Source organism: Paenibacillus sp. PAMC21692, from assembly GCF_014303795.1.
In the GTDB taxonomy this organism is placed as follows: Bacteria; Bacillota; Bacilli; order Paenibacillales; family Paenibacillaceae; genus Pristimantibacillus; species Pristimantibacillus agaridevorans.
Genome location: NZ_CP060293.1, coordinates 1,643,746 through 1,670,173, shown reverse-complemented (window position 1 = coordinate 1,670,173; position 26,428 = coordinate 1,643,746). Strand labels below are relative to the sequence as shown.

Here is a 26,428-nt window from a genome sequence, read left to right as displayed (position 1 = left end):
AGCCTTTGCTTAACCTTTTACGCTTCCAAGGACAATTCCCTTGACGAAGTATTTCTGCAAAAACGGATAAACCAACAGGATCGGAACGGAGGCAATAATAATTTGCGCCGACCTCGTAGTACGGTCTGAAATGCTTTGGAGGTTTTTCCAGTCGTCCGCCTTCAGGTATTTAAAGTCCGGCATCGTAATAACCGTGCGCAAAAAGGTTTGCAAAGGGTATTTCTCCGGCATATTCATGTAGATCATGCCGTCAAACCAAGCGTTCCAGTGACCGACCACCGTAAACAGAATAAGCGTCGCCAGCGCTGCCATCGAAGTGGGCACATAAATTTTCCACAGCGTCTGCCAATGCCCGGCGCCATCCATATAGGCCGCTTCGGATATCTCCTTGGGGAGCTGCCGGAAAAAATTAAGCAAAAGGATGACATTATAGACCTGAAGCGCTCCGGGGAGAACCAGCGCCCAGATGCTATCCAGCATATTCAGCTGTCTGACAAGCATGTATGTTGGAATTAATCCTCCTGCAAACAGCATGGTAAAAAACATAAACCAGACATAAAAGGTTCGAGGCCTAAATGTAAGGCTCTCCTTCGATAAGGGATAAGCGGTGATGATCGTAAGGAGCATATTTAGCGGAAGCCCGATGGCGATTCGTTTGAGCGTCACGCCAAACGCTTGCCAGAATTCCTGGCGTTCTAAAACAAAGTTAAAAGAACTCAAGGTAAAGCTTTTGGGCCACAAAGTGACGGCGCCCTTAACAACTTCGTTGTTATCGCTAAAGGCGATGGCAAATATATGCACCAGCGGGGCAAGGCAGGTAAGCGCGAGTATTCCCAAAATGGTTCCGTTAACCACGGGAAAGATATATTTTTTATTTGTCCGTGTTCTCATCGTTAAGTTCACCCTCCCTTCTAAAAAATTCTGTAATCGGCAAATCGATATGCGCAATAATAGGAAACGGTAATAAGGATCAAAGAAACGATCGACTTAAACAGCCCCACAGCCGCCGCCGGTCCGAACTTGGCATCGATCAGCCCCATCCGGTAGACAAAGGTATCAATAATATCTCCGGTTTCATAAACTCCGGCGTGGTACAGGTTAAAAATCTGATCAAATCCCGCATTCAAAATATTTCCAATGCTAAGAATCGCGAGCATCGCAATAATCATGCTCATTCCCGGCAGCGTAATGGATATCATCTGCCTAAACCGCCCGGCCCCGTCTATTTTCGCCGATTCGTACAGGCTTGGATTAATCGCTGTAATTGCCGCCAAATACAAAATAGTCGACCATCCGAATTCCTTCCAAACATCCGTAATAATCACCGTAGGCTGAAACCACTTAGGATCGCCTAAAAAGAAGATCGGGTTAAATCCCAGTGACTTTAGCAGATTGTTTACAATCCCGGTGGAAGGAGAGAGGATGTCGATCAATATCCCGCCCAAAAGAACCCATGATAAAAAATGGGGCAAATAAACAAGTGTTTGCAAGGTCCGCTTATACGCAGAGCTTCGAATCTCATTGAGAAAAATGGCAAAGGCAATGGGAATCGCCAGTCCCAATAGGATCTTGGCAAACGCGATGATAAGGGTATTCTGCAACACCCGGTAAACAAAGGGGTTGGTCGCGATCAGCTCAAAGTTTTTAAGACCTACCCATTCTTGATTTCCCAAAAACCCTTTGGCAGGAATAAAGTTCTGAAAAGCAATGACGATGCCCGCCATCGGGATATAGCTAAATACAATCAGGAGTATCATCGCAGGCAACAGCATCAGATGTAGAGATAAATTTTTCGATTTTTTAATTACATTCATGTTGATCATCTCCGCTAAACGGGGGGCAAAAGAGCCCCCCTTACTTTGCATATGCGCCTAATACAAGCATGCTCATCATTTCTTTAAGTCGAGCTATTGGGAATTGGCATACCAATCATTGACTTCCCGGGTAATATCATCGCCCCCGAGCTTCTTCCACTCGGTCACGAATTTGTCAAACTCCCCTATGTCCTTCTGTCCGGTTATCATTTTGACAAAAGCCTCGGATTCAAGAGTCGACAAGGTGGAGCCCTTATCGCTCATCGTCTGTGTCGGAGCGCCGCGGTATGCATTATAGACCCACAAATCATTATCAAAGTAATATTCGATAGCTGCCTGCGCGATTTCTCCCACTCCGCCGTTACCCAGCATCCGGTAAAATCCCCACACAGTTTCATCCTTTTTATCCGTCCATTGCTTAACCTTGTCAAAAACAGACTGTTCAACTGCATTGGCCGGAGTCTCGCCCGATTTAACCAATTCGTTCATTCTCTTGTGATAGTGCAGGTTCTCTTCTAGTGTCGGCACGGATACAGGGGACAGTTTCCATAGTTCTTTGCCGTCCTCGGAGTTGCTATATTTGTTAGGATCTTTTGGTCCAAGTGTTTTTAATAGGTTCATCATCTTAACCAAAGCTTCGGGATGCTTAAAGTTTTTGTTTACAACATAGTAGCCTGCTATTCCCGAATCGGCCCTCGGCTTGGCAACCGAGCCGTCCGCAGCCGGTATCAGATAAGGCCGCCAGTCAGCTTCTGGATGGTCGCGGCGGCTGTCCTGCAGCGGATAGATGCCGTTCCACATAAAACCGTACATCATTCCGTGCTTTTGCGAAGCAATGTCCTGTGCAATCTTGTCTGCGGGCTTAACATAAAATTCGGGGTCAATTTGCCCGTCTTTATACATCGCCGCCAAGTTTTCAATGACGCCCTTTGTTTCGGGAAGGATGCTTCCGTTGACAAGTTGCCCGTCTTTTTCCATCCAGGATCCCGGATAGGCATTGTAGCCGTAGAACATGCCTCCTAAATCTTGTATATAATCTTTGCTGATCGCCAGTCCGAAAGTGTCGTTTTTGTTATTTCCGTCCGGATCGTTATGGGTAAACGCTTTACTTATTGCATAGACATCATCCATCGTTTTCGGAGCAGTCATGCCTACCTTTTCCAGCCAGTCCTGACGAATCCACAAAATGCCGCTTGCGTTATCGCTGACCGACCACATCTGCGGAACGGCGAAAATCTTACCGTCTTTTTTTGCCGCAACATACGGATCGAAATTATAGGTCGTATAATTTTGTTTGACCTCGTCTATTCCATATTGTTCAATAATGCCGCCAACGTCCTGTATGATATCGGCTTTGATCGCGGACTGTAATTCAGCCGTATCCAGCGTCATCACATCGGGAATATCTCCTGACGCCAAAGATAGATTAAGCTTCTGCTTGTATTCTTCTGGGCTCTTGGCGATCCACTTGTATTTCACCTTGATGCCAAGCTCCTCCAAAAATGCCTTCGTCCATACATTGTCTTCCAACGTAACGCCGTCGGTCAGAGTCGTTTTTTCGAATTGGTCGCTGATGCTGCCGACAAAAGTGATCTCAATCGGCGGATCATATTTCCCAAAGGGATCTACCTTTACTTCTTCTGGGGACTGACTTTCAGTCGGGGCCGTTGCCGATGCGGCGGGAGTCGGATCAGAGGACTGTGTATTATTGGCACACCCAGCGATCGTGGACACCACGGCTGCCGCACTTAGAATCGTAATCATCTTCCTGACTTTGTTTACCATATTCACCCTCCTAATTAAAATAGTATCTATAATGTAGAGGTGCACGCTCTACTATAATTGTAGAAACAACGGCGAAAGCGGACAATCGGATTCTGTTGACTCGACTGGGACTTTGTTGTCCAGTTTTAGGGCATGACGAATCCCTTCTATCGCTCCTTGGACCATAAAAAAAAGACCCGCATTCAGCGAGTCCCTATCGATAAACTAATAAATTTCACTCTAGCGTCACGCTCAGACGATCACGCGGTAATGAAGATGAACAATACCGCTTCGGAAGCGGCGTTCGCCAAGCAGCTCTAGCCGCATGAGGAGGTTGTCCGGCAATGCTCGCTTACCTCCGCCCAAGACGATCGGATTAAGAAGCAGATGACACTCGTCAATTAGTCCCGCACTCATCGCCTGACCAGCAAGCTCGGGGCCGCCAATCGTAATGTCGGCTTCTTCAGACTCCTTCAGCCTCCGGATCGCATCAGGATCGAATTCGCGCTCGAGCCTGGTCCTTGCGCTTGAAACCGCCTCAAGCGTCCGGGAATATACAATCTTCTCAGCCGCTCGCCAGATCTGCGCAAATTCCCGCATTACCTCCGGTTGATCGCCTGGCTTGGCGCTCGCCGTCTCCCAGTACACCATCGATTCGTACAATCGACGCCCGTATAGGTATGTGCCAATCGACCGCTGGAAGTCCGTCCAGAACGCAAACTCCTCGTCACCGGAGATCGACCATTCTAAATTGCCGTTCTCGTCCTCCATGTACCCGTCCAAAGATACGTTGGTATTGTAGATCAGTTTAGCCATTTTAATAACGCCCTCCCATTTTCATTTTCCAACGAGACCAAGGCTTGCCTAAACCATAGAAACATCTTTTTAATATTAACACATAATGGAAATTTTCGCCTTAATTGTTGCTCATCCGTTTTCCTCCTCGAGATTCATCATTCATGTTGTAATGTTTTTGCATATTTATTAGGATAAAAGCATGAGCCACTCCTAGAGGCTCTCTGCTATTAGATAATAACCAAGGGGGTGAAGCTAGATGCCGTTTCGCTTTCAGGCCGATCAATATCCGACAAGCGCTGGCTGCTACTTAATGAGAAATAAGGAAGGCGAGCTGCTTTATATCGGCAAAGCCAAAAACATTAGAAACCGGCTTCGTTCTTATTTCACCCGTCAGCATACGGAGCGCAAGTTAATACAACTGGTTGAGCAGGTTGATTCTATAGATGTAATGCTCGTCAATAATGAAGCCGAAAGCCTGCTTCTCGAAAATAATCTCATTAAACAGCACAAGCCTCCTTTTAATCGCGCCTTGATCCGAGAGGATAGCGGCTGTGCTTATTTGCAGCTGACAGAGGAGGAATTTCCTCGTCTAGCAATTTATTATAGAAATCGTGATGATCAAATATCTGCTTCGAAATCAGCAGCCGCCAAAAAGTTCGGCCCATTCAAAAGCTCCCGTTACCGCGATGAGCTGGCCAGCTACATAACGGAACAATTCGGACTGCGCTCCTGCGAAGCCATGCCGAAAAAAGTATGTTTGCTCTATCATATTCACCGCTGCAGCGGCATTTGCGAAGGGCTGATCGACAAGAAGCAATACCAGCTGCAGTCCGAAGAGGCTGCTCTGTTGCTTTCAAAACCTTCGCATGAAATAATCGCTTCACTATATAAGCAAATACAAAAGTGCTCTGATGCGCTGCATTTCGAAAAGGCGCAAAAGCTGCTGCTGACGGCTCAAAGCCTGGAGGCGGCGGCCAAGGAGAAACAAATCGTCGAGCGCCAGACGGATACGAGACAAGCTGTGCTCTATTTTGGCGACAATGAAGTATGTATACTCGCTATTTCGCATGGTCTCATAACAGGCATTTATATCGAACAGCTGCCGAAAGGCTCTCATGATCACGCAGAGCTATCAGACGCTTTTATTGTTCAATATGCTGCTGAGCATGACCCGGATGAAATCATCGTTAATCGCATTGGCAACCGTCAGCTTCTAGTGGATAAAATACAGCAGCTGCGCAAGCAAAAGGTTATCAAGCGCCAGCCTACGCTTACGATCCCCAAACGCGGCGTTAAATACGAACTGCTGCAGCTTGGGGAACGCAATTATTTTCATCATAATCGCCCATGCCGGTAAGCGAGTCCCCGGTTTGGGACTCGCTTATTGGTTTCCCAGGAAGGAGCGGCCAGCCCTTCTTCCTCTTTAAGCTAAACGCGGAAATAACGGTCCTGCCAAGTTGTCTCCCGCAACAAGCCCCGACCCGTCTGTCACTAGATGATTTCCGCCGCTAAATTTAACTCCATCCTCAAAGAAAATTATCGCAAGCGCCCTGCGCGGCTTGGGGGTGTTGTTGGCGTGAGCGTAGTGGAAGGTCATGCCGTCGTGGAACGTGCAACTGCCAGCTTTCATCCGGACGATGACGGCGGTGTTCCGATCCGCATTGGAAGCACCCTCCTGTCCGAAAATGTCTTCGGGCGAAACCAAATCCACGCCTTTCAGATTTTTTATCTTTTGCGACTTGGGCACGAACATCATGCAGCCGTTGTTCTCGTCTACGTCGTCGAGGGCGATCCATATAGAGAAAGCTTGCAGCGGTTTACCGTTGTCGACCATCGGCCAGTAAGGACGGTCCTGGTGCCATGGCGTCGGCTTGGAGTCTCCTGGCATCTTCAATAGTGCGTGATCATGAAACAACCGAACGCCAGAGAACCCCGTCAGTTGCTTGCCAAGTTCCGCGAAACGATTACGCAGTATGAACTTCCCCATACCACCGTGATCTCTCCACGTATTGACCTTCTGGTTCAGAACCTTACTGTAAGCCCCTCCTTGTTGATCCGTCTGAACAGCCTTTCCGCCTTCGGTATTCATCACCTCGTCCATGTACCCACGAAGCTCTTCCAGTTCCTCTTGCGATAATACATGATCCATTTGTACGAATCCGTTTTCACGGTAAAACCCCACTTGTTCCTCTGTTGCCTTTACACTTTTCCCCGACATTTCTGCATGCCCCTCTCAATCAATACTTGTGCTTTCTTAGCTTTACATTACAACTTCATTGGCTTACAATCTTGGGGTATTGAAGAAAAAACTAAGACTATCTACCAAAAAACTCGGGGGTAATTAAGAAATGATCGAGATGAGGGGACAGCAGTTTTTCGATGATCCGTCTTTCCCTTTTTTTATTGATCGGTACACAATAAAGCAAAATGAAATCATTTCTCCGCACAAACATGACTTCGTGGAATTCGTCTACATCGTATCCGGAAACGCGATGCACGAATGGATGGACAAAAACAGCCCTCTCTCTCCCGGTGATGTGTTCGCTATAGAACCAAACACAGTACATGGCTATATCGGGTCTTCGGACCAGGAAACTATCGTTTACAACATCTTGTTTCATCGGACGTTACTCGAGCGGGAAATGGAAGCTTTGCTTCGTTTTCCTGCATTCATCGACTTTTTCTACCTTGCTCCTTTTTTGCGCAACAACGCATCGTTTGTCCCGTATACCTCATTAGACAACTATCAACGTCTGCAACTGGAATCGCATCTTCGCGTTATGCATGAAGAGTTTAAGCAACACCGCGACGGGTTTTCCATCATCATTAAAAGCCGTTGGATAGAGTGTTTGGTGCTGCTCAGTCGTTACCATAATGAAAACCGTGAGTTGCTTCAAGTCCCAAACACGCCATCCAGTTACGATTGGATTACGTCGATCGTCGACTTCGTCGAACGGCATTGCGAACAAGAGTTGACGCTTATCAGCCTCGCGGAGACATGTCGCATGAGCGTCTCTTCCTTTACCGCAAAGTTCAAGCGCGCGACCGGTATGAGTCTGGTCGAATTTAAGCATGCTGCCCAAATTCGTCGCGCCTGCCAAGCATTAAAGCAATCTGACGACAAAATAGCCATCATCGCGATGAACGTCGGCTTTAACGATATTAGTTTTTTTAATCGTATTTTCCGTAAATACGCAGGGTGTACGCCGAGGGAATTTCGAAAGAGCTCTGGCATCACCCACATCGCTTCATCATACCCCCCCCTCTCAAATATATAGCGCACAAAAAATAAGCAGACGGGGCTTTCATGCAACTTGGCCAGCTTTCACTTGCCAAGTTCAGTCTAAGCCCCGCCTGCTTTACGTATTTATTTGCCGGCTAAAAACGCATCCAGCTGTTTTTGCAGTTCTTCAATTACCTTTTGGCTGCCCGCTCTTTCCATTTCCGATTTGTATTTCGCAATGCCATCTTCGAATTTGTGCAATCCTGCCGCCATCGGCGAAAGAATTTGTTCGTTTAACGGCGTGATCTGCGCGATTTCCGTCTTCACCGCATCCAGATTAGCCGTAAAGCCTGTCGTAACGGCCGGACTGAAGTTGTTTGCGTCTTTGGAGAAATCGACCCATTTTTTGTCATCCGCAATCATAGTGGAAGGCGTTCTCGCCAATTGCGGTCTCCATGTCATCACGTAACCCGGGAACGAATAGTCGCTAATCGATTCGTAGCCGCTCTCTCCTACAGGGTTCCAGTCCTTGCCTTGGATGCCGTATTCGAGAAGATCATGGTTTTCTTTGATTGACAGCCAGTTCATCACGTCCATGACGAGCTCTACGTTTTTGCTGTACTTCGGCACGGACAGGAAATTCCACTGCTTAAAGTCGGACAGCGGCTTCCAGCCGTCTCCCGCGGGGACAACAATTTCCAATTCCGCTCCAGGAACGTTTTTCAGCAAATCCGTGTAGTTGACCACCCCGTCCGAATAATATGGGAAGGAAGCCGCCTTGCCTTGATTAAACAGTGTGGCAGCGTTCTGCTCTTGCATGATGTTTTTATGGAAAATGCCGTCTTTATAAAATTGCTCGCTGTATTTGTACCCATTCTCGTATCCTGGACGCTCGTAAATCGGAATCACTTTTTTGTCGCTTGTCGCCAAAAATTCGTTGGTTACCGCAAATCCGTCGAAATCATTCGTATAATACAGACTGTTGAATCGCTGCGCGTTGTGGCCCGCGGTTCTTTGGTCGACGACGAACGGAATAAGATCCTTGTCATTTTCCTTTACGGCATAAAGGAAGTTGACCATATCGTCCAATGTTTTGATTTCAGGCAATCCGTACTTCTCTCGCAAGTCTTTGCGGACTTGGAAGCCATAAACCATCGTTTGTGTCGTGCCGAGCGGAATGCCCATAATCTTGCCATTGAACTTATTCGCTTCCCACATCATTTCGGGGATCGACTGTTTAAGCTCTTTCCGTCCCTCCACGAACTCGTCCAGCGCATAGATAGAACCGGAAGCGATCATCTGCCCCATATGGAGCCAAGGCGCTTCAAGGAACATATCGAATTGCTCGTTCGCGGCGATCTTTACGCTTGTCGTGTTGCCGTAATCGCTCCATGGAATGAATTGAATCTTTAAGGATGCGCCGATATTGTCCTTCTTCAGCTTCTCGTTGACCGCGGCCATCACTTCGTCGAAGCCTTGCGGCGTGTCGCCCGGGAACAGTGCTTTCAATTCCACGATTTCCTTCGGCTTCTCGGCGTTCCCTTCACTCGCGGTCGGTGCCCCTGCGCCATTTTCCGCATTCGGCTTTGAATTGCCGTTGCTGCTGCAGGCGGACAAGCTCATTGCCGCGAGCAGAAGTACGACTGTAACCGAGCCCATCCATCTCCACTTTTTCATCGCGTTTACCCCCTACGGTTTGATATTTATTCTATAACCGGAACGTGTCCGGGTACAGACTTATCGTCGCATCAGCCCTTAACGGCGCCAATAGTTAACCCCTTAACGAAATATTTCTGCAGGAGCGGATACAACAGCACGATCGGGCCGATCGTCACAATCGTCGTCGACATCCTGACACCGAGCAAAGGCGATTCGATGCTAATCCCTGCATTACTCGGAATAAGCGATTTGGCCGCTTCCAGGTTGGACACCATTCTCCGCAAAATCAATTGAAGCGGATATTTGCTCTCTTCATCAATAAATAACAGCGACATAAACCAATCGTTCCAATAGCCGAGCGCATAGAACAGCGCCACGGTTGCCAGAATCGGCTTGGATATCGGAATCATGATTCGAATAAACACGTTAAACTCATGGGCGCCGTCGATTCTCGCCGATTCTTCCAGCTCCTTCGGCAGCGTCCGGAAAAAATTGACCATCAGAAACACAAGGAACGGCTGGCATACGAGAGGCAATATAACGGCCCACAACGTATTCGATAATTGCAAATACTTGGACACGGTAATGTAAAACGGGATTAATCCCCCGTAAAACAACATGGGAAAATAGACGAAAGCCAGCATGCCGCCCCTGAGCGTATTGCGCCCGTTCGCCAGCGAATAAGCCAGCATTGCGGATATAAACAGCGCTAACGCAGTACCCACGACTGTAATTAATGCTGTATTTACATAACTGGACCACAGCAGCTTCGATTGAAGCAGCACGGAATAGGCGGTCGTTGAAAACGACTCGGGAAATAACGAATATCCGTTTAATATAAGCTCGGACTCTTTCGTAAACGATCCGGAGATCATCATCCAAAAGGGCAGAAAGCAGAGCAGTGCGAAGACACCGATAAACACATACGATACGATTCCAAAAGCTCGATCCCTTAGGCTATAATTCACAGCTGTCCCTCCCTCCTAAAATAATGCCGATTCCTTCGACACTCTTCTTACGAAACTATTGACTGCGAGTACAAGGACCAGTCCCATAACCGACTGGAACAAACCAACGGCTGAAGACATCCCAAAATCATTGAGTACCCTCATAGAGCGGTAAACATACGTATCGATGACGTCGGTTGTAGGAAACAGAAGCGAATTGTCGCCTACGATTGCATAGATCATCGCAAAATCGCCGTTAAAGATTCGCCCAATAAGGAGCAGCGTCAAGATGGAGATCGTCGGTATCAGCAAAGGCAGCGTAATCTTGCGAACGGCTTGAAACCGCGATGCGCCGTCTATTCTGGCAGCTTCATAGAGATCCTCCGGAATGGAGGTTATGGCGGCCAAATAAATAATCGCGAAGTAACCCGCGCCGTGCCATACTTTAATGACGCTAAGTATCCATGGCCACAAAAGCGCCTCGAAATACCAATTGACTTCCGATAATCCCAGCTGGATCAGCCATTCGTTGACGGTCGGATTTTGCCCTCCGAGCATCGATTGCGTGATCATGCCGACGACGATCCAAGACATGAAGTACGGAAGAAAAATAACGGATTGCGATAGACGGGCAAACCATTTGATTCGAATTTCATTCAACAATACGGCAATCGTCAGCGCGGCAATCGTCTGGGACACGATAAAAGCGACGTTTAAGAGCAGCGTGTTGCGAATGACGACAAATAGTTGACTGGACGTTAGAAAGTATTCGAAGTTTTTTAGACCTACCCATGAGCTTCCCCAAATCCCCTTCGAATAATCAAAATCCTTGAAAGCGAGAAGCACCCCGTACATCGGCAAATAATTGAAAATAAATAGTGTAATCAAACCGGGCACCGCGAGAAGAATCAGAAACGGAGATTTGAACGCCTGCCGACATGATTCCATTATTTTGCTGTTCAACGCAACGATCTCCTTAGTCCTCAACACCGATAATGCAAATGCAATCGCAGGTGAGTTATTAGCCAGGATCGCTTGACCCATCCTGACAGAACCTAAGCTACCATAGCGCCGCCACGTTGAATATTCATCGTTTTCAGCCTTTATCAGAAAGCCATCAAATAGGGCAATTCAGATATCCATCACTATTCATCAAATAATCGAAATCCATCAGAATTGAAGAGGGACGGTTCTTGGAACGGGGGATGTATGCTATTATGTTTCTGCGCAAACGTTATGATGGCAGCTTCTTAAATTTTTTATGGAGGTTATGGAATGAAATTTTCGATATCCCACTTATGGAGAGGTGCGAAGAGGCGTAAAACGTATGCTCAAATTTTGGTCTACTTCATCGTGGCTTGCGTGGGCATATTGGTCATCAGCACGTTATTCCTTTATATCGTTTCCTCCAATACCTTAATGAGGACAATCGGAAATCATTCGAAATTGCAGCTCCATCATGCGGTCGAAACGCTGTCGTTTACGATGAACTGGAATCTCGATTACGCGCAACGATCAAGTCTCAGCACGCCCGTTCGATCTTATGCTTTGCGGTCTTCAACGACTCCGCACGAGGATAACCTCATATGGAACGCTTTGGTCGGAATGAAAGACAACAACCCTTATATCGATTCGATTTATTTGATCAACCATTATAACCGCAAAGTCGTCGATACCCGTCACGGCGTCTCGGAAAACGATGAGTTTTACGATCAGGATATCCTGTCCATGCTGGACCGGGCAGCCCAACATGCCGACGAACGGAAATCCATCGTCCCCCGGCTGCTCGAATCGGATTACATCACGCCAATAGAACCCCGGATTATTTCTATTATCATTCCGCTAGAGTTCGATTACTCGGGCTCGTCTTTTGTCGTAAACATTAACGCTGACGCGCTCATTTCGGCCAACCGTACAAATACGGCAAACGCCGGGAGTCAATTATATGTACTGGACGGCAATCAGAACATCATTTCCGGCAATTCGCAAACGGATTTTCTCAAAAACTTCTCCGAGCTCGGCTATCACTATGATGTCGCCAGAAAACCTGGATTTTACGAGCATGAGGGGGATCAATCGGGTTTTCTGATCGTACAGGAGGATATTCCGTTAAACGTTCTCGGCCCTTGGACCATGATCGAAATTTTTCCCAAAAGCGAAATTTTAAAAGATATCAACAACTTGAAAACGCAAACCTTTATTTTTTTCGGCTGTATTCTGCTCGCCACGATTTGGATCATTTGGAACCTGTCGCGAAAAATATATTCGCCGATTCAAGAGCTGATTGTCGCCGTCACTTCCCGAAATCGTCACATGGTCGAAGACCATCAGCTTTCCAATGAGTTTGCCTTTCTTTCGGGCGTATTTTCAGAGCAGTCTCAAGAGCTGGATGCCTATTCGCGCAACCAACGGTTGCTGGCAAAAGAATCCTTTCTGCAAGAGCTGCTGGAAACGGATATTGCCCATCGTGCCGAGCGGATGGAGCAGCAGTTCAATCAATTTCGGTTGACCATCGCGCCAGAACGTATAACCGTTGCCATCCTTCGAATCGATCAATTCCAGAGCTTTACCGATCATTATACGGATCGTGATCAGCGGCTTCTTCGGTTTGGCGTTTCGAATATCGCCAAGGAGAGGCTGCAGGAGAGATGGCCTGTCGAAACCGTCGATATGGGCAAAGATCATATTGCCGTCATTCTCAATCTGCAAAATGAGTCGGATATCGTTGAGCTGTGCCAGGAATTCAAACGCTGCCAAGGCAATATCGAGCATTATTTATCGATCGGGACGACGGTCGCCGTCAGCCCGCTAATCGAACAAGTCCACGAGTTGCACGAAAGCTATAAGCAAACCTACCATTTGACGGATGCCCGGTTCCAATTGGGCTGGGGCAGCATTATATCCGAAGCCGTCAATGCCGAGCCTTCTAATCCAACTTTCCAATACCCCGAAGATAAGGAAAAGCTCATTGTCCAATGGCTGAAAAAAGGAGAAAGCATCCCGCTGCTCGCGCAATTGGACGCCTTTGAAATCCTTATTCAAAAGTTTCATTACTCCGAATCGAAGCTGGCGGCAACGATGCTGCTGCTCAGCATTGGGAAGACGTTGCGGCAGCTTCCGATCCGGGCATATCAGGCCAGCGACTGGAGCTTATCGGCGATTCAGAAGCAGCTGGATCAACTGGAAACACTGGAGGCCGTGCTGGATTGGACAAAACGTCTGCTCGGACAGGCTTGCTCTGAAATTTCTTCCTTAGAGATTTCACCCAGAAGCTTAAGCATCATTGAAGAAATTAAAAACGTGGTCAATCAGCAATACCAGGATCAAAATTTGTCGACCAAACTGATATCCGATCAATTGGGCTTATCCGTTAATTACGTCCGAAATTTATTTAAAACGGAAGCGAAACAATCGCTTATGGACTTTATTACGGATAGAAGGATGGAAGAGGTAATCAAGCTAATGGCAGATGCCACGCTGACCATTGAAGAGATCGTCCTTCAATCCGGCTTCACATCCACCGTTTCGTTCTATCCGATCTTCAAAAAGAAATATGGCATGACTCCTGCTGCGTATCGGAAGGAGTTGGAATCGAAACGAAGTTAGTGACAAACAAATATAAGCCACTCGGCGATGTAAATACCGAGTGGCTTTCCTATAGTCTATTTCAACTTGTTGCGACATCTATACCTTTTTGGGCCAGTCCTCTTTAATCGATCACAATCTCGAAACCTTTGGAATTCTCGATGGTTTGATTGAGCGCATAGCTCGTGAAAAGGAATGAACCAACTACAACGACACCGATGAGTATAAGGCTGCCTGCACTCGCCTTAATGCCATCATTGACTGGACTGAGCTCAGTCAAGCGCCAATTGACTCAATGATTCAACGTTGCAAACAATACATCAGTAATTCTCGTTGAGAGGTACTCGCGATTTACTTATCCTCACCCAGATGTTATATTATAAGCAACAGAAGCACATAATGCAGAAAGGAGCCGTGCTGGTAACACGACTCCCTGCAATAGCCGCTTTTAAGGGCGGTAGGCTGTACAACATCGGCAATTGAAATAGACCGTTACCTTGTTGGGGGGCGGTCTATTTCTTTGAGTTAAGAGCTGCGACGATGGCAACAACCAGCGTCAGCAGTGCAACGATTAGCACACCGAAACTGATCATCAACGTCAGAGCATCCTTAATCTCCATGGGGCATCACCTCCCTTCCGGGAGACTAGCCGACCACCCATATAAGCCGTTCTATCGCGTCCCAATTATATCATATTTTCACGGACCTGAAAGAACAAAAATTGGTGCCGAAACTGGTGCCGAAATTTAACCTCGGGCACCAAAAAAGACCAACATTGAACTGATTTTTGGGGATGAGAAAACCATATATAACAAGGGTTTTAGCTGATTTCAATGATCTGCCAACACGGCGCGGGATTCTAGATATGCTAGCTTTGACGGATAAGCTTCGTGATGCGGCCATCAAAAATCCATTCCGCAATATATACATCGCCATGCGAGTCGACACATACGCCATGCGGGGAGCTTACTTTATCCGCGCGATAATACGATTTCGGCAAGTTCGGCCATCCAGCCTGCTTATACGCTTGTTGATCTTCTCCAAGATGGGTAATAAGACGATCATTTTTATCCAGAATCGTGACTCTGCTGTGGAGATCCGGCATATAGATCTCATTGCCGAAGAAATAAAAGCTGCAAGGAAGATCCAGATTATGATCGATAAACCGCTTATGCCCGCCTTCTAGCGTAAATACCTGAATGCGATTGTTGCTGCGATCCGCAACATATAGCTCCGGCTCATCTCCACGCAGGTTAACGGAAATGCCATGCGGCTCAAGTAGCTTGCCCGCTTCGGAGCCTCTCCCGCCCCAGGAACGCACATAGTCTCCCGCTGAGGTAAATTGATGTACATAATATTGACCATAGCCATCTGATACATAAATATCTCCATTAGGCGCCACGCATACATCCGTCGGAATATACTTACGCTCTGCATCATACAGATCAGGCCGATCTGGCTGACCAACCTCTAACAACACCTCACCCTTAAGGGTTGTTTTTACTAATAGTGCACGTACCGTATCTGTAAAGTATAAGTACTCTATGCCGTCCGAATCCCGGTGCAGATAAAATCCATGCGCTCCCCCTTCGAACTCATCGCCGAATGAATACTTGAAGTTGCCCTCGCGGTCAAACACGACAACAGAGTGTTTGTTTGTATGATGGACATAAACATTGTCCTCCGCATCTACGCAAATACCATGTGTATAGCCATAAGCGATTCCCTCCGGAAGTCGGCCCCATCCCTCGGCCACTTCGTATTGATGCGTCTCGTTGCCAATGAATTTCCCCATATGTACTTCTCCTCCTTCTACAATTATACGGCTCCAAGCAGCTTGGAAATCCTGTCTATCATTATACAATGCCATGCTTTTTTTACCAGTCACCCAAGTCACCAAACCTCTACCTTGCCAACCGGTGAAATCCTGCCTTTGTTCTAACATAATCAGAAAGACCACAACAAGCAAACCGCCTCTCTGCAAAATAGAGGCGGTCTTTTGCTGCTCAGATGATTACGTCGTACCGTTGCTTATCTCGGCTACAACGTCGATTTCGACAAGCAAATCATAGTTCAAGTCGCAGTATATGGTTGTTCGCGCTGGATAAGGAGCGGTGAAATACCGAGCGTATATTTCGTTAAACTCTTTGTACAGATCCCGTCTGGATAAGTAGATGTTTACTTTCTTGACATGGCAGAAATCAAGATTGTCTTTTCGTAATATTGCGAGAATATTTTCCATCGTTTGTACCGTCTGTTCTTCCAATGCAGGACCGACTACCGCCCCCGTCTGCGGATCGAGCCCGCCTTGTCCGGAGACGAATATGGAATCGCCGATTCGGGAAGATGAGGAGAAGGGCAACACTTTCGGTATGCTCGTCATGTAAAAAACCACCTTTTATATTAATTTATGATTTTATAACAGTTGTCCATTATATTTAATATGCAAAGCGGGCGTCTGAATCGTTGCATTGTGATGGAGGGATTCCATCGAATAATGAATCATTCCGGTTGTAAGCAACGTCCTTTCGATCGGCACGGGAGATTGCCCGCTAAGGACCATATCCTCAATCCTTGCCGTTAACGTCTCGAAATGATTGAACGGACGCGCCAAATCTGATTCGAACCGTACGGCGTACTCCTCGCTTGCGAACGTTCGCCATGCAACGGACCACTGCTCAACTTCATTCGGCAGTTGCAGCACATACCCCGTTAACCCGTCCGCGTACCTCGCTGTCATCAATACAGGACCGTTTACTCTTGTCCGCGGATGTCCAACCCGGCGATCCGGATGAGTTGCGAGCGCCAGATGCATCAATTGTTCCGGCCACTCTCCCCGATCCATCTCCTCCCAGACTTGTTCGCCTTGGACAACTCGAATGGACGTTACGCCGGTTTCTCCTCCCGAACGTCTCTCCGCTAAAGACTGTAAAGCATCCCAGGCGTGAAAACCGTAATCCTCGGTTCCCCCAAAGCTAACCGCAAGCAGTTCCTGCGGCTTCTGCAACGACGCTTCGTTGACGGCCGGAACGAGCGGAACGAGCGGAATCGAAGAGCCTCCCAAAAAAGGAATTCCGCGCGCTTTCAATGACCGGTATATCCATAAGGCATCGTCCATATGCCACGACAAGTGCTTATCAGAAAAGATCGGGACCCGCACGCCAATCTCATCGAGCGCATTCAGCGTTTCCTCCACAAAGCGCCGGCGCGGATAGTCTTTCTGACCGTTCGGGACCATCGGATACTGCCCATGCTCTCCTATAATCAGAACGCCTGCAAGCCCCTGACCGTGACGGTTAGCTTCGACAATCGCTTCTTTAATCGTCCCGCAAATCGGTATTCCTGCACGCGCCGCCTCCTCCCTGCTCATATCGTTATCAGGAAATTGATCCAAATAAAGCGACGCGACCTCGATGCGCGGCTTGAATCCGAGCTGTCCGAACAGACGCCCGACAATGACTTCGGCATGTGAGTTGTAACGATACTCCGTTATAATAACGGCTACTTTCGGCTTGGCCGATCCACCCGTTTGCCCCATTATCGATTGCCCCCTTTCTCCCGATCCACCTTCTCCGCACTCCCTGCCTGCCCAATGTTCTCCATAGAACTGCAGCAAGAGACCAGCCACTCCCCAACTGCCCTTGCAATTACGTAAAAAAAGTGCTCGCCCAGCTCTTTCGTCGCCCCGCCCGGCGAGTCGGTATAACCGTCCCAGCCGGTAATGATGCCGCGACGGCCGACGAAGACATTCGTCATCCCGCGCGCGATCGAAGTAATGGCGGGATGCTCCTGCTTCTCGAAGGGGCCGGTCACGACTTCCGGATTGAGCGCCATCATCATGGCTGCTTCGAATGCGCCAGCATGGCCAGGCACCGGACCGATCTCCCCGGCATTAGCGTCCACCAATGCTTGCTTCGCCAAGTTCCAATAAGACGCAGCAGCCGTCCACATCGGATATTGTAAAGTCAGATCCACTGCTGCTTGCTGCATCACCCACTCGTTACCGCCGTGGCCGTTCACGAAGACGAGCTTCCCGAAACCATCAAGACACAAGCTCCGTCCAATGTCCATCAGTATCTTCAGGTATACCTCTGATGAAATGGACAACGTTCCCCCGAACGCGAGATGATGCTCCGAGCAGCCGATGCCAAGCACCGGCGCCATCAGGAGTTTCGCCCCAGCACCTGTGGCGATTCCAATTGCCTCCCGGCATATTCGTTCGCAGATCACCGTATCCGTCCACACCGGAAGATGCGGGCCATGCTGCTCCGTAGCGGCCAAGGGAATGACCACAGTGTAACCGTCATTGGCGAATTGCTTCAATTGTTCGCGTGTGTATGCGCCAAAGTCTATTCCGTTCAACACATGAATCCTCCATCTATTGGATAGAGTGAGCCTGTAACGTAAGCAGAGTCATCCGAGAGCAAGAATGCCGCCAAACAGGCGACCTCTTCCGGACGGCCGCTTCTCCCGATCAGGTTATGATTGGACTGAAGACCATCGGGGGATTTGATATCTCCCGGCACGATCGCATTAGCACGCACGCCGAACGGCGCTTGCTCAACCGCGATAATACGAGTCAGATGATTGATCGCTGCTTTCGCCGAGCTGTAAGCAATCGGAGCATTCTTGAGCGGAATATTGCCGAGCACGGAAGATGTATTGACGATAGTCCCTCCACCCGACTCTTTCATCATCTCCACGACATATTTATTGACAAGAAACGTGCTTGTCAACGTTCCCTCGATGACAAGGTTCCACTCCTGCAACGACGCCTCGGAAATCGTCTTCCAGATTTGGGTGTAGACGTTATGGAACAAACCATCCAATCGGCCGTATTTGATCTTTATTTGCTGAATTACATCTTTAACTTGTTCTTCATTTGTCGCATCTGACGCATACAGATCCAATCGTTCCCCGTAAATTCGTTTCCATTCCAAGAACTCATCAACTGTGGAGAGCTCGTGCAAATCGGAACCAATCACCAATGCTCCCTCTTTCAGGAAGTGTTCGACTGAAGCTTTGCCTATCAGTCCCAATGCGCCGGTAATCCAAATAACCTTATTCTCTAAGCTCTTTTTGTACACGTATGATCCTCCTGCCCTCACCGTTCTCCGTTCGTTACCCTTTCACTCCGCCTAGTTATTATGATTTAGTCATGATGTTGTAGAGTATCTGTACAAATTGCGCTCTGCTTGCCGAATCTTGCGGCAGGATGTTGCCATTGGTACCGGAGATTATTCCCGCTTTCACAAACTGTTCAATGGCGTGATTGGCATAATCGGCAATCTTCCCTGCATCCTTGAAGTCTGACAGATTTTTGACGTTGCCTGCTGCCGGCCATTCATTGATGTTCGTAAGCGCATTGTATGCCAACACAAACAATTCCTGTCTGGTCACCTGTCTGTCAGGGGCAAATTTATTGCCGCCTACTCCGTTGGTAATTCCCAATTGCTTCGCCGCTGCAAGATATCCGGTGTAGTAGGTGTTCCCTGCATCACTGAAGTTGTGTCCGGCGTTTCCGTCAGGACTGATGCCAAAAGCTCTCATCATCATGACCAAGGCTTGCGCTCTGGTTACGCTGTCATGCGAGCCGAAGTTTCCATTGCCCACCCCTGTAGTGATTCCTCTTGCCGCCGCAAAGGTTACCGCATCATAGTACCATGCGCCCTCTGCCGCATCTGCAAAGTCGACCTTGTTGTACGCGACTGCAAACCTCGAGGCTCCTTCTATCTTGAAGGTCAAAGCTCCTGTTGCCGGGTCGTAGATGCCACTGGTCACTATCACCGGTAGCCCCTCTTCGTTGATGCCATAGGCGACAATGGCATTCGGATTTTCTCCTGCTTTCAGTGTATACGGAATAGCTGCTTCCGCTTTGCCTACAAGCTGTGGTATTCCCTTTTCTCCGCTTGTAATATCAAAGCTCACTACCGGTCTGCTGCCAACCTGGCTCCGAATTTCAGCCGGCAATCCGGTGTCTTTCTCCTTCGCAGCCGTAATGGTTATGGTCCCCGCCGACTGTTTCAGAAGTCCTTCTGCCGTCCTGTCATCCAAGGTCATCGTTCCAAGCGGTGTAGAAACGACCAAGGTATCCGCCTTGCTATCTATGAATGCTTTTAGGGCTTCATCTGTCAGTCTAATACCCGCCGTCCCGGCATCCGCCCCCGCGTTCACTTCAATTCTAACTGTCGTCTCTGTTCCCGCACCTTGCTTTGCCGCTTCAGCCTCAGCCTTCGCGATGGCATCCTCTACCTGTTTCTCGGAAATTTGCGCTACAGCCTTTCCGTTCTGATCTGTAGCAGGTTTTACAGGTATAGTCGTTGTTACACGTCCATCCTCAACCGTTGTTCCAGGCACAGATGTTGGTGTTGGTGTCGGGGAAGGCGTCCCCGGACTTGTCGTCCCGTTCACCGTCTTTATAAGAACGACATCTTTAATCCCGGATATATTTCCGGCCGCATCAATGGCCTTTACCCTGTACCTGCGTACCGTACCGGGCTCCAATCCGGCGTGAATATATGTTGTTGAATCCGTTCTGACCGTTCCATTAATCCCGCCTATCTCCGGCGAGTTCAACACTTCCAGAATATATCCGACAACGCCTACATCATCGGTAGCCGGCGACCAGCTTACACGCACCTCGCTGCCGGAGATTTGCTCGGCTTTCAAACCTTCCGGAGCCGTTGGCGGTGTTACATCCAGTTCCGTATTGACCTGCCAGAGCATTGCAGGACCGGTGATCCCCCCGGTACCCAGTTCATCCAGGACTTCATTTCCCACATCAACGACAATCAAATTCGGTTCGCCAAATTTAATCGCCGGCGTAGCGTCAAACTCCCACGGTTTCATCAGAGGAGAGCCCTTCTGAACTAATGTCAGCTCTGTACCATTCATCCATACTCTCGCTGTCTCATCAATACTGCTGAACCAAAGCCGAATCGGCTTTCCTGTATTAAACTCCGAGTCAATATCAACCGCTGTTCTGTACCAGGCATGTCCTTTGTAATAACCAATCCCCTGATCGGACCAGGACTCCGAATAGGTTTTCAGTTTCATCCAGGATTCCGTTCCCAACCCAGGTTTCCAGAGCCCCAATTTATCCCCGGAACCATTCGGGAACAGCATAACATTCCATTCGTCCGGCAACTCGGCAACCATTCGGTTGCCGTTGCTGAGCCGTTGACTTCCCTGATTTGTGATTTTATCAAAAAACCAGTCCGTATAATTATAGGAGGCAAGGGTATTGAGAATGACAGGTGAGTGAATAATAGCCTGTTCTCTTACTTTAGAGATTTGATCGAATTTTTCCTTAGCCTCAATAAACTTAAAGCTGTTGATCCGTTCCTTCATTTGAAGGAAGTTATCGCCAAAGCTAAAAGCAACACGCACCATATTGACCCGTCTGGCATATACTGGATCCGCTGCCCGTTGCGCCGCATCTTCAGCTTCCGTTAGCGACTGCTCCATTGCCTGCATGACACTGTCAACTAAAATATGCTGAAAATCATTGATACTTCCCGCATAATAATCTGCTTGGGCAAAAGCATTTTCCAAAATGTCAAAATGTCTTTTCATCGGCTCTGCGGCAGATCCATAAAACGTTGTAAAGTAGTCCTCCAGCAAAGCATCCACATCCAGATCGGGGTTCCACATCATCTTGGCCGCCAAATAGAGCGTTGGTCCATGATAGGCCCACGCCGGAAGCGCCTCGCCGCGTATGCCGATAATACCCTGTTCGTTGAAATACTTGTATTCTGTGCCTATTCTTTCTGTAAGTGAAAAAGGTAGCCCTGGATCAGCAAGATTATAAAGATAATCATATATCATTACGTTAGGACTTACCCTTTTCCAGCCGTCAATCATGTCCTTGATGTGCTGTCGCTCCCACGAAAGCGGATTGTCAATGCTTTTCATCCTATCCGTTCTAATGGAAGCGATGATCGGTACTATCCTGGGATCCGGCATATGCTTTACTGGCGGATAATAATACTCGTCATAGGCAAAGAAAGAAATTTTCACATCATGATATCCGGCATCATCAAGCTTTTCCAAAACAAGATTAAAAAATTTCATATAGCGATCTGTTAACGATAATGTTCCTCCATGTATGGCGCCCTTAAAATCCCCGTCCCACTCAGGGTCAGGCTGGAGTACCGTTACGGGCCCGTCATTGGGTCCCATTCTTAGATATTCAAGCTTGGGATCGGCATCCAATCTTCTGATTGCCTCCGCCACAACAAGGCTCAGTACTTCCGGCTTGGTCACATCGTATTGTCCAGTCGGATTTCCTTTGGCATCAGGCAAAAACAAATCAGGACGTTCTTTATTCGTAGGCGATGTAATCAGTAATCCATGATTTCCTAACGTTTTCTGATTCAGACGCATATGTTCGACCCAAGGTACACCTTCTGTCAGATTGACGCCCACCGGCAAACCGGCACCCACGACATATGGCGCAACAGCTTGCAAAAAGCGGAAATCAAAGCCCGGGTGCTGGATGTTGTCCTGATAACTGACCGCAATTGTACGCATAGACGGAACTACGGTGCCGATATCACCGGGCATGAACCACCGCACGCCAATTTGCTCCAGGAGTTCGTAAGCGGCATAAAGGCTTCCTTTGTCATCGTCATCCAATCCTGCTAATCGAATGATCCCCTCCTTCACATATAGCTGGAATGAATCGGGTTCAGTTCCCTTGGCACGGATTGCAGCCTTAGCTGCATCAAGATCTGGAGCGGCTCTTCCGATATAGATCTTTGTGCCCTGCACCTCGGCCGTGTCGTCAGCCACAGGCAGTTCTACTCCGGATATTTGCCGAATAAAGTCTTTGAGTTCCTGCATCGCCTTCTTTTCATATTCGGTTGCACTTTGCGACAAGATGATCGTAGACCGTGATTTTCCGTTCTCCACCAAGACGAGCTTGGGATCCGTAGGGCCATTTGCAGCCAAAGTCTGGGGCACCGAAGCAAACAACAGCCCAATGATTAATCCCCAGCAAAGAAAAAGTTTTCTTGTCAAGATGCTCAACTCCTATCATCCATAATTTAGAGGGTCATTGGGGCTGCATGATGATTTCCACTATGTCGCTAGAGCTTACATTAGGGAACGCCGTACTATAATGATCGATTGCCCTTACCCTGTACCTAAGCGTCTTACCGTCAGCTTCCAGTCCGGTGTGGGTAAATTCCGTTTCTAACGCTCTCATTAGTTCTTTGTTGACTCCTCCCGGGGGGACCGGATTCAGCAATTCCAAAACATACTCCCTCATTCCGTAAACCGATTCGGATGCAGTCCAGCTTATTTTCACCTCGGTGTCCGAGATCTGCTCAACGGTCAGTGTAGGCTTTGTAGGCGGGACTTTTAGAGTCATGAAAGCACTCACGGCAGATTGACCTCCAGCATTATCAACTGCCAGTACCCTTATCTTGCGTACGATGCCCATTTTAAAATAATCGGTGAAGATAAATTCATTTGTTGTTGCTTCTACCGTCATAAGTTGTCCCGCTCCGCCGTCTACATCCCACACCTCCAACACGTATTTGGCAATCCCTACATCAGATGTCGCCGGATCCCAGCTTAATTTCATCGCGCCGTTAGCCAGCGGCTCCGATTTCAAACCCGTTGGGGTTGTAGGCGGGCCGGCAGGTGTTACATTTTCCGCCATTGTTATCTGTACTACGGCACTATAATCAGCAGACATATTTCCGGCAGTATCGATTGCCTTCACCCTGAACCTTCGTGTCATACCGGGTTGCAGTCCGCTGAGGATATACGCATTCGTTGACGATTTTATCGTTTCCAGCACTCCCCCCGGAGGATTCTGGTTCAGCACTTCTAGGCTATACCCGGCAATTTCGAAATCTTCATAAACGGTAGAAGGGTCCCAGCTTATATAAACCTGGTTGGCTGAGGTTTGCTTAACCTTCAAACCCGTCACCGTTGAGGGCGGATTCATGGTTACACGTGCGTAAGCACTATAGTTAACCGATTTATTTCCGCCAGTATCGATTGCCTTTACCCTGTACCTGCGTTCCATGCCGGGTTCCATACCGGTGTCGATATATTCATTTGTCGTAGTGATTACCGATCCAAGCACTCCCCCTACGCTCTCCCGGTTCAGCATTTCCAACTGATATCCTGTAACTCCTGTATTATCTGTGGGTATATCCCAGGTTACTTTCACGGTGGTGGTACCGGGGATGTGTACAGCTTTCAAGTTCTTCACATCTGCAGGCGGGAGATAATCCAACTCCGTATTGACCTGCCAAAGTATGGCGGGACCCATGATCCCCCCGGTACCCAGTTCATCTATGTCTTCATTACGCACATCAACAACAATGACATTGGGCTCACCAAATTTAACCGCCGGCGTAGCGTCGAATTCCCAAGGTTTTGTCAAACCCGTCCCCTTCTGCACCAATGACAGCTCTTCGCCATTTATCCAAACCCTGGCTGTCTCATCGATACTGCTGAACCAAAGCCGAATCGGTTTTCCTGTGTCAAATTCCTCGGCGATATCTATCGTTGTCCGGTACCAGGCATGTCCCTTGTAATAACGAAGCCCTTGGGCGGACCAGGTCTTTGAATAAGTTTTCAGCTTCCTCCAGGATTCTGTCCCCAAGCCAGGTTTCCAAAGCCCCAGGTCAACGCCGGATGCATTTGGGAACAGCTTGACATTCCATTCATCCGGCAACTCAGCAACAATTTGGTTTCCATTGCTGACCCGTTGTTTTCCTCCGTTTACCATTCTGTCAAAAAACCACTCTACATAGGTATAAGCTTTATAGCTGCTTAAAATGGCTGGGGAGTGAAGAACGGCCTGTTCCCTGAAATCATAAACGTTATTAAGCTTTTCCTTTGCCGCATCAAAATGAAAAAGATTGAACTGTTCGAGCATTTCAAGAAAGTTTTCACTGAAACCATTAGCGATGCTGATCATATCAATCCGTTTGGCATATACCGAATCCGATGCCACCTTCGCCTTTGCTTCCCCAAGTGTTCTTGCCAATTCTTGCATGACCTCATCGGTCAAAATGTGTTGGAAATCATAAATGTTTCCGGCGGAATAATCCGCTCTTGCAAAAGCATTTTCCAAGATTTCAAAATGCTCCTTCATCGGCGATGCCGCAGGTCCATAAAACGTTGTAAAGTAATCCTCCCGCAAAGCGTCCACGTCCAGATCGGGGTTCCACATCATCTTGGCCGCCAGATAAAGTCCCAGGCCTCCATACCCCCACTCCGGCGTAGTCTCGGCGCGTATACCTATAACTCCATGTTCTTTGAAGTACTTGTACTCTGTACCTACTCTTTCTGCCAGCGAAACAGGCAGGCCCGGATCAGCAGGGTTATACAGATAGTCGTAAATCATTACCGTGGGACTTACTTCATTCCAGCCATCAATAACTTCTTTTAGATAGTTGCGCTCCCATGCAAGCGGATTTCCGATGCTGTGTATCCGATCCAGGGTGAGGGAAGCAATCATCGGTACAATTCGTTGATTTGGCGTCCACCGTACCGGCGGATTATAGTAAGTGTTATAAGCGTAGAAAACAATTTTCACATCTTGATAGCCTTCTTTTTCAAGTTCCTCCAAAACAAGATTAAAAAATTTTATATAACGATCCGTCGTTGATAATGCTCCTGTTAATACATCCCTATCATCCCCATCCCATTCAGGGTCAGGCTTGAGTACCACCACATGCCCATCGCTTGGTCCTATACTCAGATATTCAAGGTTGGGATTTTTCTGCATTTTTGCAAGTGACTCTGCTACAACCATATCCAGCACCTCCGGCTTCGTCACGTCGAGGTGTAACGAAGGTGTTCCGTCGGCGTTGGGCAGATACAGATCCGCTCGCGTTGATCTCGATGGAGGGGAGCTCAACAATTCATGCGCACCTACTGTCTTTTGATTAAGGCGCATATGCTCGACCCAGGGTGCAGCCTCTTCGAGATTGCTCCCCATCGGCATACCGGCAGCCCATAAATATGGCGTGGTAGCTTGAAAAAAACGGAAAGAAAGACCCGCGTGCTGAATGGTGTCTTGATAGTTAACCTCAATCGTTTCCAGCTCCGGAACGACAGTTCCGATATCGCCAGGCATAAACCACCGTACGCCCATTTGCTCGAGGAGCTCGTAAACGGCATAAAGGCTTCCTTTGTCGCGGTCGTCCAACCCTACCAGGTTTATGGCTCCCTCCTCTACATGCAGCCGGAATGAGTCGGGTTCATCTCCCTCCGCCCGGATCGCGGCCTTCGCTGTATCAAGGTCTGGGGCAGCACTTCCAATATAGATCTTGATTCCGTCCACGCCGATCGAATTGCTCACAACAGGCAGCTCAACTTCAGATATTTGTTTGATGTAGTCTTTGAGTTCCTGCGCGGCCTTCTGTTCCTGTTCGGTTGCGCTTTGCGACAAGATGATCGTGGACCGGGATTCTCCGTTCTCGACCAATGCGAGCTTAGGACCCGTATCATTCGGCACTGTGTTCAAAGCCTCCATACCAATCTCCTCAGGCAAACCGGTTGAGCCATTTTCCGCCAAAACCGAGGGAACTACGGAAAACAACAGCATAATAATCATCCCCCAGCAAAGAAAGCGCTTTCTTATCACAATAATCATCTCCTTCTAATCG

At 48.2% G+C, this 26,428-nt stretch carries 19 protein-coding genes; 3 read left to right on the top strand and 16 right to left on the bottom strand.

What is annotated here, in order from left to right; translation table 11 throughout:
- Positions 1-9 precede the first annotated feature (9 nt).
- The 4 genes from H7F31_RS06785 to H7F31_RS06770 form a co-directional block, all read right to left on the bottom strand.
- On the bottom strand, positions 10-891 hold the full coding sequence (locus tag H7F31_RS06785; protein WP_187103511.1) for a carbohydrate ABC transporter permease: 882 nt from the start codon (positions 889-891) through the stop codon (positions 10-12).
- Positions 892-911: 20 nt separating this feature from the next.
- On the bottom strand, positions 912-1,814 hold the full coding sequence (locus tag H7F31_RS06780; RefSeq protein WP_397373998.1) for an ABC transporter permease: 903 nt from the start codon (positions 1,812-1,814) through the stop codon (positions 912-914).
- A gap of 93 nt (positions 1,815-1,907) precedes the next feature.
- Positions 1,908-3,599 carry an extracellular solute-binding protein gene (locus H7F31_RS06775; RefSeq protein WP_187103509.1) on the bottom strand — a complete coding sequence of 564 codons (1,692 nt, stop codon included), beginning with the start codon at positions 3,597-3,599 and terminating at the stop codon, positions 1,908-1,910.
- A 231-nt stretch (positions 3,600-3,830) separates the two neighbouring features.
- Entirely contained in the window at positions 3,831-4,394 is a 564-nt protein-coding gene (locus H7F31_RS06770; protein WP_187103508.1) for a dihydrofolate reductase family protein, read from the bottom strand.
- A 238-nt stretch (positions 4,395-4,632) separates the two neighbouring features.
- Here H7F31_RS06770 and H7F31_RS06765 point away from each other — a divergent pair, with 238 nt between their 5' ends.
- Positions 4,633-5,733, top strand: a complete 1,101-nt coding sequence (locus H7F31_RS06765) for a GIY-YIG nuclease family protein (RefSeq protein WP_187103507.1) — start codon at positions 4,633-4,635, stop codon at positions 5,731-5,733.
- Between the two features lie 66 nt (positions 5,734-5,799).
- On the opposite strand, the gene H7F31_RS06760 is transcribed toward H7F31_RS06765, so the two are convergent.
- Positions 5,800-6,594 (bottom strand): phytanoyl-CoA dioxygenase family protein, encoded by a 795-nt coding sequence (locus H7F31_RS06760; RefSeq protein WP_187103506.1) that lies wholly within the window; start codon positions 6,592-6,594, stop codon positions 5,800-5,802.
- Positions 6,595-6,724: 130 nt separating this feature from the next.
- On the opposite strand from H7F31_RS06760, the gene H7F31_RS06755 reads away from it, so the two are divergent.
- A complete protein-coding gene (locus H7F31_RS06755) occupies positions 6,725-7,654 on the top strand; it encodes an AraC family transcriptional regulator (protein WP_187103505.1) in 930 nt (309 codons plus the stop codon).
- An 89-nt stretch (positions 7,655-7,743) separates the two neighbouring features.
- Here H7F31_RS06755 and H7F31_RS06750 read toward each other — a convergent pair whose 3' ends face one another.
- The 3 genes from H7F31_RS06750 to H7F31_RS06740 all read right to left on the bottom strand — a co-directional run bounded on the left by H7F31_RS06750 (position 7,744) and on the right by H7F31_RS06740 (position 11,168).
- The gene (locus H7F31_RS06750; RefSeq protein WP_187103504.1) at positions 7,744-9,276 is read right to left on the bottom strand and encodes an ABC transporter substrate-binding protein; all 1,533 of its coding nucleotides are present in this window, start codon (positions 9,274-9,276) and stop codon (positions 7,744-7,746) included.
- Between the two features lie 71 nt (positions 9,277-9,347).
- Positions 9,348-10,226 carry a carbohydrate ABC transporter permease gene (locus H7F31_RS06745; protein ID WP_187103503.1) on the bottom strand — a complete coding sequence of 293 codons (879 nt, stop codon included), beginning with the start codon at positions 10,224-10,226 and terminating at the stop codon, positions 9,348-9,350.
- 15 nt (positions 10,227-10,241) lie between these two features.
- Positions 10,242-11,168, bottom strand: a complete 927-nt coding sequence (locus tag H7F31_RS06740) for an ABC transporter permease (RefSeq protein WP_261800328.1) — start codon at positions 11,166-11,168, stop codon at positions 10,242-10,244.
- Between the two features lie 312 nt (positions 11,169-11,480).
- On the opposite strand from H7F31_RS06740, the gene H7F31_RS06735 reads away from it, so the two are divergent.
- Positions 11,481-13,811 carry a helix-turn-helix domain-containing protein gene (locus H7F31_RS06735; RefSeq protein WP_187103502.1) on the top strand — a complete coding sequence of 777 codons (2,331 nt, stop codon included), beginning with the start codon at positions 11,481-11,483 and terminating at the stop codon, positions 13,809-13,811.
- Between the two features lie 491 nt (positions 13,812-14,302).
- Here H7F31_RS06735 and H7F31_RS34015 read toward each other — a convergent pair whose 3' ends face one another.
- From H7F31_RS34015 to H7F31_RS06700, 8 genes are all read right to left on the bottom strand, one after another.
- Positions 14,303-14,410 carry a putative holin-like toxin gene (locus tag H7F31_RS34015; protein WP_222622742.1) on the bottom strand — a complete coding sequence of 36 codons (108 nt, stop codon included), beginning with the start codon at positions 14,408-14,410 and terminating at the stop codon, positions 14,303-14,305.
- Positions 14,411-14,658: 248 nt separating this feature from the next.
- A complete protein-coding gene (locus H7F31_RS06730) occupies positions 14,659-15,585 on the bottom strand; it encodes an NHL repeat-containing protein (protein WP_187103501.1) in 927 nt (308 codons plus the stop codon).
- A gap of 219 nt (positions 15,586-15,804) precedes the next feature.
- Positions 15,805-16,173: a RidA family protein gene (locus H7F31_RS06725; RefSeq protein ID WP_187103500.1), complete on the bottom strand. Its 369-nt coding sequence runs from the start codon at positions 16,171-16,173 to the stop codon at positions 15,805-15,807.
- 33 nt (positions 16,174-16,206) lie between these two features.
- A complete protein-coding gene (locus tag H7F31_RS06720; RefSeq protein ID WP_187103499.1) occupies positions 16,207-17,328 on the bottom strand; it encodes a hypothetical protein in 1,122 nt (373 codons plus the stop codon).
- Positions 17,328-18,155: a creatininase family protein gene (locus H7F31_RS06715; RefSeq protein ID WP_187103498.1), complete on the bottom strand. Its 828-nt coding sequence runs from the start codon at positions 18,153-18,155 to the stop codon at positions 17,328-17,330. The genes H7F31_RS06720 and H7F31_RS06715 overlap by 1 nt, the downstream gene beginning before the upstream one ends.
- On the bottom strand, positions 18,149-18,877 hold the full coding sequence (locus H7F31_RS06710) for an SDR family NAD(P)-dependent oxidoreductase (RefSeq protein ID WP_187103497.1): 729 nt from the start codon (positions 18,875-18,877) through the stop codon (positions 18,149-18,151). The genes H7F31_RS06715 and H7F31_RS06710 overlap by 7 nt, the downstream gene beginning before the upstream one ends.
- Before the next feature lie 58 nt (positions 18,878-18,935).
- Positions 18,936-22,811, bottom strand: coding sequence for a DUF4838 domain-containing protein (locus tag H7F31_RS06705; RefSeq protein WP_187103496.1), 3,876 nt, complete (start codon positions 22,809-22,811; stop codon positions 18,936-18,938).
- 34 nt (positions 22,812-22,845) lie between these two features.
- Positions 22,846-26,406, bottom strand: coding sequence for a DUF4838 domain-containing protein (locus tag H7F31_RS06700; protein WP_187103495.1), 3,561 nt, complete (start codon positions 26,404-26,406; stop codon positions 22,846-22,848).
- Between the last annotated feature and the right edge of the window lie 22 nt (positions 26,407-26,428).